Annotated in this window: 15 protein-coding genes and 2 riboswitches; of the genes, 7 read left to right on the forward strand and 8 right to left on the reverse strand. The window is 47.1% G+C overall.

Annotation, left to right across the window (positions count from 1 at the left end; all coding sequences use genetic code 11):
• Positions 1 to 95 precede the first annotated feature (95 nt).
• Positions 96 to 195: riboswitch (purine riboswitch) on the forward strand.
• A gap of 151 nt (positions 196 to 346) precedes the next feature.
• Positions 347 to 1759, forward strand: a complete 1413-nt coding sequence (locus B9Y93_RS16505; protein WP_085496007.1) for an NCS2 family permease — start codon at positions 347 to 349, stop codon at positions 1757 to 1759.
• A 117-nt stretch (positions 1760 to 1876) separates the two neighbouring features.
• On the opposite strand, the gene B9Y93_RS16510 is transcribed toward B9Y93_RS16505, so the two are convergent.
• The 5 genes from B9Y93_RS16510 to B9Y93_RS16530 all read right to left on the reverse strand — a co-directional run bounded on the left by B9Y93_RS16510 (position 1877) and on the right by B9Y93_RS16530 (position 6872).
• Entirely contained in the window at positions 1877 to 2893 is a 1017-nt protein-coding gene (locus B9Y93_RS16510) for a LacI family DNA-binding transcriptional regulator (protein ID WP_085496009.1), read from the reverse strand.
• Positions 2894 to 3080: 187 nt separating this feature from the next.
• The gene (gene dcuC, locus B9Y93_RS16515) at positions 3081 to 4496 is read right to left on the reverse strand and encodes a C4-dicarboxylate transporter DcuC (RefSeq protein WP_085496011.1); all 1416 of its coding nucleotides are present in this window, start codon (positions 4494 to 4496) and stop codon (positions 3081 to 3083) included.
• A gap of 74 nt (positions 4497 to 4570) precedes the next feature.
• Positions 4571 to 5491, reverse strand: a complete 921-nt coding sequence (gene rihC, locus B9Y93_RS16520) for a ribonucleoside hydrolase RihC (protein ID WP_085496013.1) — start codon at positions 5489 to 5491, stop codon at positions 4571 to 4573.
• The gene (rbsK, locus tag B9Y93_RS16525) at positions 5484 to 6416 is read right to left on the reverse strand and encodes a ribokinase (RefSeq protein WP_085496015.1); all 933 of its coding nucleotides are present in this window, start codon (positions 6414 to 6416) and stop codon (positions 5484 to 5486) included. Before rbsK ends, rihC begins: the two co-directional genes overlap by 8 nt.
• Before the next feature lie 24 nt (positions 6417 to 6440).
• Positions 6441 to 6872, reverse strand: coding sequence for a GNAT family N-acetyltransferase (locus B9Y93_RS16530; RefSeq protein WP_085496137.1), 432 nt, complete (start codon positions 6870 to 6872; stop codon positions 6441 to 6443).
• A gap of 315 nt (positions 6873 to 7187) precedes the next feature.
• A riboswitch (guanidine-I (ykkC/yxkD leader) is annotated at positions 7188 to 7294 on the forward strand.
• A gap of 118 nt (positions 7295 to 7412) precedes the next feature.
• Between B9Y93_RS16530 and B9Y93_RS16535 the strand changes: the two genes are divergently transcribed.
• The 5 genes from B9Y93_RS16535 to B9Y93_RS16555 all read left to right on the forward strand — a co-directional run bounded on the left by B9Y93_RS16535 (position 7413) and on the right by B9Y93_RS16555 (position 10597).
• Positions 7413 to 7763 carry a DMT family transporter gene (locus B9Y93_RS16535; RefSeq protein WP_085496017.1) on the forward strand — a complete coding sequence of 117 codons (351 nt, stop codon included), beginning with the start codon at positions 7413 to 7415 and terminating at the stop codon, positions 7761 to 7763.
• Positions 7760 to 8074 carry a DMT family transporter gene (locus B9Y93_RS16540; protein WP_085496019.1) on the forward strand — a complete coding sequence of 105 codons (315 nt, stop codon included), beginning with the start codon at positions 7760 to 7762 and terminating at the stop codon, positions 8072 to 8074. Before B9Y93_RS16535 ends, B9Y93_RS16540 begins: the two co-directional genes overlap by 4 nt.
• A gap of 130 nt (positions 8075 to 8204) precedes the next feature.
• Positions 8205 to 8780 (forward strand): RNA polymerase sigma factor, encoded by a 576-nt coding sequence (locus B9Y93_RS16545; RefSeq protein WP_085496021.1) that lies wholly within the window; start codon positions 8205 to 8207, stop codon positions 8778 to 8780.
• Positions 8743 to 9099: a hypothetical protein gene (locus B9Y93_RS16550; RefSeq protein ID WP_085496023.1), complete on the forward strand. Its 357-nt coding sequence runs from the start codon at positions 8743 to 8745 to the stop codon at positions 9097 to 9099. Before B9Y93_RS16545 ends, B9Y93_RS16550 begins: the two co-directional genes overlap by 38 nt.
• On the forward strand, positions 9086 to 10597 hold the full coding sequence (locus B9Y93_RS16555; protein WP_085496025.1) for a carboxypeptidase-like regulatory domain-containing protein: 1512 nt from the start codon (positions 9086 to 9088) through the stop codon (positions 10595 to 10597). The genes B9Y93_RS16550 and B9Y93_RS16555 overlap by 14 nt, the downstream gene beginning before the upstream one ends.
• A 279-nt stretch (positions 10598 to 10876) precedes the next feature.
• Here the strand turns inward: B9Y93_RS16555 and chrA are convergent, their stop codons facing one another.
• Genes chrA through chrS form a run of 3 tightly spaced genes read right to left on the reverse strand, consistent with a single transcriptional unit; the run spans position 10877 to position 12549 of the window.
• Positions 10877 to 11416, reverse strand: a complete 540-nt coding sequence (gene chrA / locus B9Y93_RS16560; protein ID WP_085496026.1) for a chromate efflux transporter ChrA — start codon at positions 11414 to 11416, stop codon at positions 10877 to 10879.
• A 24-nt stretch (positions 11417 to 11440) separates the two neighbouring features.
• Complete coding sequence (gene chrB / locus B9Y93_RS16565) at positions 11441 to 12067, reverse strand: chromate efflux transporter ChrB (protein ID WP_280522895.1); 627 nt, start codon at positions 12065 to 12067, stop codon at positions 11441 to 11443.
• Positions 12067 to 12549: a chromate efflux transcriptional regulator ChrS gene (gene chrS, locus B9Y93_RS16570; RefSeq protein WP_085496028.1), complete on the reverse strand. Its 483-nt coding sequence runs from the start codon at positions 12547 to 12549 to the stop codon at positions 12067 to 12069. The genes chrB and chrS overlap by 1 nt, the downstream gene beginning before the upstream one ends.
• A 327-nt stretch (positions 12550 to 12876) precedes the next feature.
• Between chrS and B9Y93_RS16575 the strand changes: the two genes are divergently transcribed.
• Entirely contained in the window at positions 12877 to 13584 is a 708-nt protein-coding gene (locus tag B9Y93_RS16575) for a DUF421 domain-containing protein (RefSeq protein WP_085496030.1), read from the forward strand.
• Positions 13585 to 14033: the final 449 nt, after the last annotated feature.

The following is a 14033-nucleotide window of genomic DNA, read 5'->3' on the forward strand; positions in this document are numbered from 1 at the left end:
TATTCGCTAATAACGAACATTCAAATTAAAGAAAGCGTGTATTATTCGTAATTAGGGTTGACAAAATTCGACCTGATCCATACAATAAAGAAGCACAACAAAAACGATTTGCTTTTCGTATAATCCCGAGAATCGGCTTGGGAGTCTCTACGAGGTCACCGTAATGACCTGGCTACGAGAAGATCATTGGACTTGATTGTTGAAGTGACAAGCCTTCTATTTGTGAGGAAGCTGTTATTTTGATGAGCGAAGCCTTGATCTGGTGAGTAGCCCGGAATGAATCCAGGGCTATTTTTTTGTTGTCAGAACTCATAAAAATGATTCTCATGAGGAGGATGTTGTATTCATGAATCGCTTCTTCAAAATCAAGGAGCACGGGTCAACGATCAGAACGGAAATTATGGCTGGTATCACCACGTTCATGACGATGGCTTACATCTTGGCAGTCAACCCAGATACACTAACAGCCTTCGGCAAGACAGGAATGGAATGGTATCCTGTATTCTTGGCTACTGCAATCGCTGCAGGGGTATTCACCATTGCAATGGGCATCTTCGTTAACTTCCCAGTTGCAGTTGCACCAGGGATGGGGCTTAACGCTTACTTTGCAACTGTCGTGATCTCGACAGCCGCAACAGGTAACCCGGTGACATGGCAGATGGCATTAACCGCCGTATTTATTTCCGGACTTATTTTCCTCTTACTTACGATTACGAATATACGACAAATGTTGATTGATGCAATCCCAGACGGATTGAAGCATGCAATCACGGTCGGTATTGGTTTGTTTATAGCGATTGTAGGCCTGAAGAACAGCGGCCTGTTGTCTGTATCGGTAGAGACATTGAACGATGTCAAAGCAGGCACATTTACATCCTTGCTCGGATTCGAATCCGTCTTCGGCATGGGCAGCTTCACAGAACCAGGTGTTCTTCTTACGATCATAGGCTTGGCTCTGATCTCGGTGCTAATGGTGCTTCGCGTTAAGGGAGCGATCCTGTTCGGTATCCTGGGCACAACTTTGATCGGGATTCCAATGAAAGTTGTGGACTTCGGGACCATCGGTGCGGTATCAGAAAAGGCGCCATGGATTCCTGATTTTACGCAATTGAACTTCTTTGAGTTCGACTTTGCAGGTATTATGGGTGTTGGTATTGTATCCATTATCCTAACCTTCACCTTCGTGGAATTGTTCGATACTTTCGGCACATTGGTAGGTACAGCAACTCGCGCTGGCTACATGAAGAACCCTGTAGAGGGCAAGAAGCGCATAGGTAAAGCGATGCTGGTTGACTCTGTAGCCGTAAGCGGCGGTGCAATGCTTGGTACTTCCACGGTAACAGCATTTGTTGAAAGTACAGCAGGTGTTGCTGAAGGCGGACGCACAGGTCTTACGGCCGTTACAACAGGGGTATGCTTCCTGCTTGCACTGTTCTTGGCTCCAGTGGTTGCCTTGATTCCAAGCGCAGCGACTTCCGCAGCATTGATTATCGTAGGTGTGCTGATGATGCAATCTGTTAGCGAGATTGACTTCAAGGATCTGGTCATCGGAATTCCAGCATTTATGACAGTTACGTTCATGCCGTTCACATACAGCATTGCAAATGGTATTTCCTTCGGTATTCTGGCATATGTATTGCTTGCCTTCATCTCCAACACGTTTACGAAGTCGGAGCAGAAGTACAAGATTCACTGGCTGATGTGGATTCTGTTCGTGCTCGTGCTTGCACGTTATGTGATGATGGGTGGCGGACATTAATTCAAGTTGTTCGACTGAACGATCTTTTTTACCTTAGTCAATAAACAAATGACCTAAGAGAAGAACACTTTGCATAAAAGTGACGTTCTCTTGGGTCTTTTTTGTTTCCTCTACACATTAAGCCTTCAAGGACTGCACGGTTTCATTTTCAATCAGCTTCGGCAGCAGGCAAATTTCCTTTACAGGAAGCTCTTCATTCCCGACTTGGGCAAATAACACCTCGAAGGCCGTATTGCCTAGCTCCGTAATATTCTGCTCGATTGAGGTAAGCTTAATATCACTTAAGAACGGAGCGATCGTATTGTCATAGCTGACAATCGAATAATCCTCAGGAATGGAGTAGCCTCCTTCATAGAGCTTGCGGAACACCCCCAGCGTCATCATATCATTGCATACAAAAAAAGCAGAAATATCGGTTGCTAACAGCTGCTCTGCCGCATGGTATCCGCTATGGATGCGATAATCCCCTTCGACGATGTATTCATCTCGAATCTCACACCCATATTCCTGCATCGCTTTCATATAGCCATCTAGTCGGTAATCGCGGCTTTGACTGGACAGCTTGTTGGCAATGCAGCCAATTCGCTGATGGCCGTGCTCGATCAGATGCCTCACAGCAAGATAAGCGCCTGTTTCATGATTGAAAAATACCTTGTTGCAATCAAATTCAGGATACACCCTGTCCACCATAACGTACGGAATGCTAAGCTTGGACAACCGCTCCATCATGGGTTTCACATATTGATAGGATTCCGTGCTTACAATCAGGAATAATCCATCCACATCTCTAGCGAGCAGTAGATCGATCATCTCCAGATCCTCCGCATACTTATCATCCGTATTCGTAATGATGAGCGCGTATCCATGCTGGCGGCAGTTGGCTTCAAGGCGCTTGGCAAATGAAGAGAAGAAGATATTTTCAATATCCGGCAAAATAAGGCCGAACGTATTAGTTTTTTTCGTAACGAGGCTTCTTGCAATCTGATTGGCGGTATAGTTGTACTTTTTCGCGATGCTGCGAATAAGCTCTTTCTTTTCCTCGGATACACGACAAGGCTTATTATTCAATACACGTGATACGGCGCTCAACGACAGATTCGCCTCACGTGCAATGTCTTTAATCGTTACTTTCATCGCAGTCGGACAACTTCACTTCGCTTGCCTATGCCTAAGAGCAGGCTTGGCTGTTCGGAAGAGAAATTGATATTCCATTGCCTCCCTTCAAATCCATGATAGTGTGCTCTTGTACCGCTGGAATAGGTAAAAAAAGCAAGCGGCAACAGTTCTATTATAAACTGTCGCCGCTTGCCGCGTGAAGGGATTACAAGAATAGCATCATCGAGAGCACGAACATAAACACAACACCTGCGATCATCGGCACGGACGTACGGCGTACGATCTCCAATGGGCTCTTTTTCACAGAGCCGGCTACGATCAGCACAACCGCCGATACCGGAGACACTGCGCGCAGAAGGTTGCCGGCAAGTCCCATCGGAATGGAGACCGCGATCGCCGAGATGCCTGCTGCAGTGGAGAGTGCGACCATCAGTGGCACCATCGCGTAGAATAGCGCAGTACCGGAGCCGCTCAGCAATACGATGAGCGCCGTCAGCAAGACGAGAATCAGCGGCAGTACAAAGCCTAAGCCAGAGCCTTGGATATTCATCATGGCTTCTTGAAGGGCTTCGATCAGACCGATGGATTTCAATCCGGTAACAAAGATCGTGGCTGCAACGAGCAGGGCAACAATCGGCATAGCGCCGCCCATTCCTTTGAAGAAGCTCTCCGTTTGCTGCAGGGCATCCTTACCGTTCTTGCGCTTAATGGCATCACAGATGATGGCAAGTGCAAAGGAGAATAGGGTTGCAACTTCAACATTGACGTTGATGTCCACGCCTGCGAATGTTTTTAAGCAGTATGTTACGATCAACAGCACGATCGGGAAGATTGGAAGCAGGGCATAAACGGTTTTGTACAGTACGCCGCCTTCAATTTCCTTCACATCTTGCAGTTCCACATTGTCCACATCATTCGAATTGTTGCGCTTGTCCATAAACTTCTGCCAGAAGTAGTGAACGATCGCCATAAGAATGATCGTCGGGATCGAGATTACCGCATGATAGCGGAATACATATTCCGTAACGGTCATACCGAGGTACTCTGGGTACTTCGCAAGCTCTTGGGCGATGGCGACATTATCGCCGCCAAGCGGAGTCGGCATGACGGTTGCGGTCGTCGCAATGACGGCTGCCGCAGTCAGGGTGCTCATTCCAGCCTTGCGCATTACCGGGTACAGCGTAGCGAGCAAAATAATAGCTAGATTCGATGCGCTTGGAATAACGAGAGACAGCGCATTTCCGAGCAGGAACACAATCGGTACGAGAATGTACGCAGATTTGATGCGGGATACGGGCTTTGTAATCACGCTTACGGTAACATCATTGGCTCCAATGGATGTCATATAGGCAGAGTAACCGCCTAAGATCAAAATGATAAAGCCGGCTGAGGTAAGCGTTTGCTGAAATTGCTGCGCGATGGCGAACAATGGGTCCAGCCAGACCGCTCCTGTGCCCACAAAGTCTTTGACCGCAATGCCGTTGCCTGCTGCGATACCGACAAACATGAGCACAATCCCCATGAGAAACATCGTAATCTTAATATCCATCTGCTTGATCAACATGTAGATAACGATGGAGACAGCGATAATAGCAGAGCCATACATAATAATTGGATTCATATGATAACCCCTATCTATTGGTTAGTGTATTTAGATTGTTATTGGGTTTTGCTGCTTAGGCTTCGGAATCCTGATTAATCACATTTCTTCAAGCTGTCCATAAACCATTCTTTAAACATCACGGTATCGATATCCAAGCACACCTTCGCATTGTTCGGTTTCTTTAGATAGCCTTTCAAGTCAACGACGGTGCAGCCAGCAGTAAGACTGCCGTTCAGCTCGACATCCACATGCGTCTCAACAATCTCGAACATTTCAGGCTTCAGCAGATAAGCGATTGCACAGCTGTCGTACATTTTCAACCCCGTCTTCATGCTGCCGCCGCGATAATGCTGGAACAGCGAGTGGATCATGCTGCCGGTCTTATTCATATCCTTCAGTGCCGCGCAGTCCTCAGGGTAGACGAGTGCTTTCCAGCCCACATCAAGACCTGCCATTGCAATAGGGACACCGCTTGCAAACACGATTTTTGCTGCTTCAGGATCGGTTGCAATATTGAACTCGGACATTACGCCTTTATTGCCGCGGGATGCCGAACCGCCCATCAGAACGATTTCATCAATGTTTTCTTTGACCTCAGGGTACATCTTCAGGAGCAAAGCAATATTGGTAAGCGGTCCGATCGGAACCAGAGTAATAGGTACGGAACTATTCATAATGGTGCGGCGCATCGCATTGACTGCATGCTCGGATAATACAAGTTCCTGGGTCGGCTCTTCAAACTCATAGCCGTCCATCCCGCTTTGTCCATGGACATTGCTCGCATCCTCGAATGCAACGAGCAATGGCTCGTTAGAGCCGATCGCTACCGGAATGTCCTTATTAAAGAACTTGAGCAGCTTAAGCGCGTTGTTCGTTACTTTGTCCACGCTTACGTTGCCGGCAATGGTCGTGATGAGCTTGACTTCAAGTTCTTCGCTGAACAGGGCGATAGCTAATGCAACCGCATCATCAATTCCTGGATCTGTGTCAATAATAATTGGTCTTTTAAGCATGGCTGAATTCCTCCCCAAAATAGTGTTCGATTTCACTTAGCGTAGGAATGGATTGCTGTGCTCCACGCTTCGTAATGGTTAATGCTGCTGCCTTTGTTGCAAATTCCATGCTGCGTGCAAGATCTTGATGCTTCAACATTGCATATGCCAATGCCCCGATGTAGGCATCGCCTGCAGCTGTAGTATCTATGACTTGCTCCATCTTGTAGCTTGGGATATGAATGAGCTTATCTTGCTCTAGTGTTACGCTGCCTTCAGAGCCCAACGTAATGATGATGGAGTCAACACCTTTGCTATGAAAATAGGCGATAGCCTCTTCGCAGTCTTCTACATGCTGCGGATGAATATTCGTGAGAAATGCGCATTCTGTCTGATTGACAATCAATAGATCGATATCCTGATAGGCTTGATCCGCAATATGCTGAGCAGGAGCTGCGTTAAGCACGGTGTACAATCCCTGCTTCTTCGCAGTATGCAGGGCGGAGATCGTAGACTCGTAATCGCACTCGAACTGAGTCAGGAACATATCGCCTGGTTGTCCGACCTTGCCTAAGGCCTGCTCCACATCCTCAGCAGTTAAGGCGTGGTTCGCGCCATGGCTCAAGATGATGCGATTGTCTCCGTCAATACAAGTAATCATCGCCACTCCAGTCGGCGTATGCTCTGCAATATGAATGTTGGAGCAATCAACACCAGCAGCTGCGAGCTGCTCGCTCAGCTTGTCTCCAAACACATCCTTGCCCACACTGGCTATCATGCAGGTGGCTGCTCCCATCTTCGCAGCAGCAACGGCTTGATTGCCGCCCTTGCCTCCAGGATTCGTCATGAAGTTCCGCCCGGCAATGGTTTCTCCTTGCTGCGGAAGCATGTCTGCTTCAATAGTTATATCCATGTTCAAGCTTCCAAACACAATCAACTTGCTCACGTTATCTCTCCTCCTTGCTCTTCGTCACTTCACGAACTTCACCATTCCATATCCATGCTGTTCATTAGGGCGACGAATAAACCCAAACTTCTCGTAAAAGCACTCTGTATTCGGCGTGCACATCAGCCCTATATAAGCAGAAGGGCAGGCTTTCTTGTATATATAGTCCAAAATCGAGTGCATAAGCATCGTTCCGACGGATCTGTGTTGATAAGCAGGATCGACAACGACATCTTTGATAAAAAACACGATGCGATCATCACCAACGACTCTCGCAATGCCAACGGGACGCTCCTCTTCATACACGACGACAGAATATAAGGTGTTTTTCAGGGCTGCCTTCACATCCTCAAGCGGGTACGGCTGAAACAGATCAGAACAGGTTTGACGCAAATCGCAATAGATTTGGGGTGTCAGCGCATTCGGTGCCACTTGTAATTCGGAAGTAAAATTCATGGTCATTTCACTTCTTCCAATAATGGATTTTGATGTTGATAAAACGTTTTACCATGTTTCTGATTTTATGTTAACACCGTCCTGAAAGCGTTGTCAATATGTTGGTCTCATATTTTTTTTGCGCGCAATCGAATGAGAGGAATGAAGTAAGCGTGGGTTATGGATTTGGATGTTCCATGGTTCTTTTTTCTTGTGAAAAAGTATTGACATGGGACTGCATTTTTTACTAGTATGAACGTAATTCAATCATTACTGTTCGCCTGTGAGCATCTGTTAGATCGGAGTCATATGCATTAGCAATCCGACATTTGAATACGAAGCGTTCTCTAGGGTTCCGCAGCGATATGCTTGACGCAGCTGGTCTGGTCCGAGAGAGAACCGCAGCTTGCGCTGTGACACGGAGGGATAAAAGCCTGGGAGATCATTCATCAACGATGAATATCTTCTGGGCTTTTTTGCTCTATCTGTGTATGTTTGTTCGAATGAACAGAATTGCCGAATGGGAACACTTAGGAACAAGAGAAGGAGGCGCAATATCGAATGAATGCACAATGGCTAAAAGTATTTATCGCAGCATTTTTTGAAGTTTTTTGGGTGATTGGACTTAAGCATGCGAGCACCCCTTTGGAATGGGCGGGAACGATAATAAGCATCGTTGTCAGCTTTTATATGATGATTCATGCAGGGAGGACGCTCCCGGTGGGGACGGTGTACGCTGTATTCGTGGGACTTGGAACGGCGGGCACGGTATTCTCCGAGATCGTATTTTTTGGAGAGCCCTTTAAGCTTGCGAAGCTGGTCCTGATTGTGATTTTGCTTATCGGTGTGATTGGCCTGAAGATGGTCACGAAGACCCATTCTTTGGATGAAAAAGGAGGTGCGTCGGCATGAGCTGGGTCTTTCTTGTCTTAGCAGGAGTATGTGAGATGATGGGTGTGTTAATGATCAACAAATGGCATCATGACAAAAGTCTATTGTCCCTTTTATACTTGTTCGCAGGCTTTGGCGCCAGCTTTGTATTGCTGGCGTTGGCTATGGAATCGCTGCCGATGGGGACAGCTTATGCCATCTGGACCGGAATAGGGGCTTCTGGCGGCGCCATTCTAGGCATGATCTTCTATCAGGAGCCGAAGAATGCAGCAAGGCTGTTTTTTATTGCCTTAGTGCTTGGCTCAGCGGTAGGGTTGAAGCTGATTTCCTAATTTGCAGACTATAAGACAACACGCTGCAAGACGTCTGTTTGGCACAGGCGTCTTTTTTGTTTTGTGGGAATGCAACCCAAATCATGACTCGCTGCATCTATACTTATAGAGATGCGGGGTGACATAAACCATGGAAGAGGAATGGGTAGCGCGGCTGCTTCAACAGGATAAGGAGGCGCTAGCCTTAATCGTGGAGCAGTATGGGGATGATGTGCTGCGAACGGCACGATGGCTGACAGGAGATTACCATGCGGCAGAAGATATTGTGCAAGAGGTTTTTCTAAAGGTTTACCGTTCAATTGGCCAATTGCGGGAACCTTCGAAGCTTCGCCCATGGATCATGAAGATAACGGTGCATATGTGCAAGGCACAGATGAGAAAAGCCTCATGGTCGCAGCTTCTGCTTAATCCTAAGGGCTGGGCTTTGTTGTTTGTTCGCTCCGATCACATGGTCGCTATAGATGAAGACATCAGTCTGCGCCTAACATTGGAGGAGATTCTGAAGGAGCTTCCTTATCACTATCGAGAGGTTATTGTCCTGCACTATTATTATGATCTATCCATTGATCAGATGCGGGAGTGGACAGGAGTATCTGCTGGAACGCTCAAGAGCCGCTTATCGCGTGCCAGAATGAGACTGAGTCAGTTGTGGAAGGAGGAAGAAGATAATGAGACCGCGTTCGAATCCACAAAAGGCATGGGATGAACAGCTTCGCGAGCTTATGCAGCATGAAAGCGAGCAAATGAAGCTGGATGCGCGAATCAAGGAGCAAATCGTTGAGCAAGCCAAGCCGTCGCTATGGGAACGGAGAATAAAGATACGCATCTCTGTCATTATGGCCATCAGCTGTATATATGTTCTGGCTATTGTGCTCCCCCTTTGGATGCCGCAACAGGAAGCTCAGCTTCGTGCAGGCCATGATGAGCGCATCCTTTCATATGAGCAAGGGGTTCTTTATGTAATTGATGGCAGCTACATCGTTCGGCAGGACTTGTTCTGGAGGGAAGCAGATGAGACACGTTGAGATAAAAGTTAAATATGTAGTGCTAGGTGTTGTGGCAGCCCTCCTTCTTGCTGCTTTCGTTTTTGGGACGTATTCATTGCAAAAGGATGGCGGAAAAAAGGCAGGCTTTGCTGCTCTGGCAGAAATGCTGGCTGAACATTACACCATTACGCCCGGACGGTGGTTTGCCAGCACTATCTCGGCAGGCAGCGCGGATGATATTGAAGTATCCATTGGTTCCAATATGGCATCTACCAGTTTCTCGGAATCAGAGCATAGCCTTACGCTGGAAGAGGCTGTTGATCGGTTGGAGCGATTGAGAGAGCGCCATCCGAACTTCGAGCCGCAGAGTGTGCGGCTTCGGCTAGCCTTGTATGAGATGAAGCTTAACCATCATAGACGGGCGAAGGAGCTGTATGAGGAGGAGATCGCAAGCGGAGGCAAACTCTTTGGAGAACATGAGCTTGCCTATGCACTGCTGCAGACCATGCACCCAGAGGAGGGAAAGACCCCTGTCGTAGAGGGAAGCGTCACCGCAGCAGGCAAACCGCTCGCTTATGCTTATGTCTCCTTGCTGCCAGAGCAGCGTAATAGCACCTCGATGCCGGCCCGCAACTTTTACGACACGGTACTTGCGGATGAGCGAGGTACATTTCGCTTCTACGATGTGACTCCAGGAAGCTATCAGATTGTTTATGGAACGACATTCAATCAAATTAAAGGAAATACGCTCTCCCATGAGGGGAACGATCATATTAAAGTCATACAAGGCCAGACAGCGACGATTCATAGTGTATTCCGGCCGAATCTATCTATTATGCCGCTGGCTCAACCTTCCTATCGCGCGGGTGATAACATCGTCTTTCAATGGTCGCAGGACCCAGCAGCCGCTTACTACAAGCTCACCTTAATCGAGCTTAAGGAGCTGGAGGAAGGAAAATGGGAGCAGCTCAGTCATGTGCAGCTGAAGGAACGGCATACCGAAACCTCCGCCTCCTACACGGTGAATGAGCTGCGGCAGTATGCGGTGCCGGGTGGAGCAACCAGTTACGGTGAAGAGCAGTATCGCATCCATTCACCTTATGTGCTCGGCTTAGCCTTCCCCGGCAGTCAGTGGCTGTGGCAGGTGGATGCTTATAATGAAGAAGATGTGCAGATCAGCAGTTCGCGAGATTATTTTGTTATCGAAGGAGAGATTGATCTGCTGCGCATACACAACGAAGAGATATCCGAAGGAGACGAACTGTTTCTAAAAGGCGCGTATCAAGAAGCGGTGCTCGCTTATGAACGGGAAGGAAGCGATCAAGCGAGGCGCAAGGCCGCGACCATCTACATGCTTGGACTAGATTGGCGAGGGAAGGCGGATTATCGCAAAGCGGTTGATCTGTTGGAGCAAATAAAGGATATCAAGGAGCGGGATCTGGTCGATCTTGAGTTCAGCTATCGGCGATTGGGAAATGAGAAGAAGGCCGATGAGCTATTAAAGACCCTTGAACAAATGAAGAATAATGAAGAATGAGGTCAAAGGGATGAGAGGAAAGCAGGAGCGGCACAGCGAAAAGTGCAGCAGATGAAAAGCAAGGGTGAGGCAGTGTCTCCTGCAAGGCATTGAGAAAAGGAAATAAGAAGGCGAAAGAGACTCTTGCCCCACAGTGTGAGGATGATCATGAAGCGTTGGTGAAAAAACACGGGATGCTCATTAGACTAGAGTCTCTTTGCGCTTTATCGGTTATCGAGCTTCATACGGTTGAGTTAATCGCGAAGCGCAGTTGAAGCCATTTCTTATGACTAGCTATGCTCAAGCCATTACCCCCAGCACAATACCTCCGTATAGGAATGCTGCAAGGATGACAGGAGCGGGATGAATCTTTTTAATATGCAGCGCCCAGAAGGACAGTGCTCCAATAATGAGAGGATGAAGCCAGCCAATCTCTTGTACCGACTGGCTCGCAAGCTGCCAAGTCAAGACGATCATAAGAATGGCGATGACAGGCTGCACGAGCAGGGTCATACCCTTCACAGCACGGGACTGCTGGTATTTTTTTAGAAGCTTCATTAACCAGATCAGGGCTAGCGCTGTAGGCACAATCGTCCCGATTAATGCGGCAGCCATGCCGGTGAGGCCTCCTATATGATAGCCAACATAGGCCGCTACCTTCGTTGCAATCGGCCCCGGAAGCGTATTGCCAAGGGCCAGCATATTCGCGAATTCAAGATCTGTCAGCCAGTGGTAATGCGTTACGATCTCTTGGTACATGAGCGGAATGGAAGCAGGGCCGCCGCCGTAGCCTAATATATTTGCCATAAAGAAACCGATGATAAGGTTCAGCCAATCCATATGAGGTCATACTCCTTTCTCAGCTCAAGGTTCTTGCTGTTCATTGATGTCCGGCTTCCTGTTACGCTTGCGCAGCGCATCCGACCATTTGTAATGCACGCTTCCATATAGAAGAAACACAACGATAAGAATGGCGGGGTGGATCGATAACACCTGCATGAAGACAAGGCATAGAACGAGCGTGAGAATCGCGAACACGCGGCCAAGACCTGAAAATACTCTCTTTGTAAAATCGTAGGCGATCAAGCCGATCATAACGGCAATAACCGGAGCCACACCCTGAATCATTCCCTGGATAATAACGGAGTGACTTAATATATGAACAATAGACATTAATGTGATCATCGCGACAGCTGAAGGAAGGATATGAGCGATAATTGCTGCCGTTGCACCCAAGTATCCGCACAACCGATAACCAAGGTAACCAGCCATCTTCGTGGCAATAGGTCCGGGCAGAGCTTTGGCAAGGGCTAGAACATCCCCGAACTCTTCCTCGTCCATCCACTTGTAGCGCTGAACCGCCTCGTGCTGAATCAACGGGATGACGGAGGGCCCGCCGCCGTACCCTAAGACACCTGTGCGCAGCATAGCCATCGTGATTTGCAGGTATAGACTCCCTTTTGAAGCCGATTTAGGCTGCAGCTGCATCATTAGAGTCTCATCCCCATCCGACTCTTGTAGCGGGTGATGAGTACTTGGCATTCCACGCTTGTGATTCCCTCTAATGGATACAGCTTCTCCTTCATAAAGCGTTCCATCTCCTGATGATTAGCGTATAAGCCGTGCATGTGCAGCTTGCTTGGGCCTGTCATATGGTAAAGGCTTGTTACGGAAGGGTCATCCGCTAACGAAGCTGCAATATTTTCGAGATGCTTCGGTTCTACTTCCACATTGAAAAAGGCGGATACTTGCACACCAAGCTTCTCTGGATTGATGACAGCTGTGAATCGCTCGATAATGCCTTCTTCTATCAACGCTTGTATGCGGGCTTGGACTGCGACACGAGACAGCCCGATTTCTTTGGCAAGATCGGTGTAGGAGCTGCGTCCATTGGCGATTAAAGCATTTAGTATCTTGCGATCCGTCTCATCTGTAATCGACGAAGAGTAGTTAACGATATTGGATGAATTCATTTTATGTACTCCCTTCTTACTGTGCATAATGTATGTATATTTTTATTTATGATTGCATCATGTACTAATGTAACGTTATTTTGATTTCGATTCAACTGTATTATAGTGATTTTTGAATTCGTTTTGTTTGTATAACTGTGGTAGCCGGTGAGAGGAGGGCTGGGTAATTGGAGCGAAAGAGGTCATGAGCGGTGAAAATAGGGGGTTGTTGAAAGGATCGGTAGTGATTTATGCCGGAGAAGAAAATGGGGGTAAGTCCGTCAACCAATGGGGATAGTAACAAAATACGAAAAAACGAAGCTAATACTTCATTAGGAGAAAATAATAATGAACCCTTATTTGGAAATCGTGATCCGGTCTATTGGGGCCTTTGCGCTTATGATGATGATTACTCGGACCTTGGGCAAGGCCACGATAGCTCAGATGACCTATCATGATTTTGTTGCAGCGATAACGTTAGGTGGAATTACCGCGAACTTCGCATTTAATTTAAAAGTGAATGTATGGCATCTCCTTGTTGCGCTTGTTACATTCAGCGGCGTAGCTTTTATCCTGCTCGTGTTCGTATTGAAAAGCAGAACCTTTCGAAGGTGGATCTCAGGTCAGCCAGCAGTATTGGTCCAAGATGGGAAGATTCTTGAGCATAATATGAAGAAACTGCGGATGACACTTGATTCCTTGAATCAAGAACTAAGAGAGAAGAACATTTTTAATATAGAAGAAGTAGAGTATGCGGTGCTTGAGTTGAATGGCAAAGTGTCGGCGCTCTTGAAAAAGGAATATCTCCCCGTTACGCGCAAGGACTTGGGGTTAAAGGGACATAAGCAAGAGTTTCCGACTGAGCTCATCATGGATGGGAATGTGGTTGAGGATAACCTTAAGTATGGAGATGTGAGTCTGGCGTGGCTGATGTCGCAATTGGAGAAAAGAAGGCTGTCTATAGAAGAAGTGAGTTATGCGGTAAAAGGGACAAATGGCCAGTTCTACTGTGACCTATATCAGGATGGCGTGAGTGATCCCATTGATGAGGTTTAGCAGCTGAAGAATGGGCGTAAGCGCGGTGGAATCTTAAAGCTCACGCCCGATAACTAGATTCAGTACTTGAATACGGTAGTGACGTGTTGATAAATGAATCAACGTAGACCCCAAGAGAGTCTGAAAAGAGCTAGTAGAGCAAAAAGCTGTTTATAGGATTTTCTTATTCAAATTGGTTTGACATGAATGTCGATTCATGTTATATTTGGTTTCCTTCTGCTGAAGGGGATTACAAATATCGTCATGGATTGCTTCAAAAACTTTTTTTAAAAAAGTGCTTGACCATGAATGGACGATATGATATATTAATTAAGTCGCCGCTGAACGGCGGTGAACAAAAGAAAGTAACTAACTTTGTTCTTTGAAAACTGAACAACGAGTGAAACATTATTGAGAATTAATTTCTCGTCAGCAATACCAATGAGCAAGTCAAACACTTTAATGGAGAG

This window comes from Paenibacillus aquistagni (genome assembly GCF_900177815.1).
Lineage (GTDB): Bacteria > Bacillota > Bacilli > Paenibacillales > Paenibacillaceae > Paenibacillus_B > Paenibacillus_B aquistagni.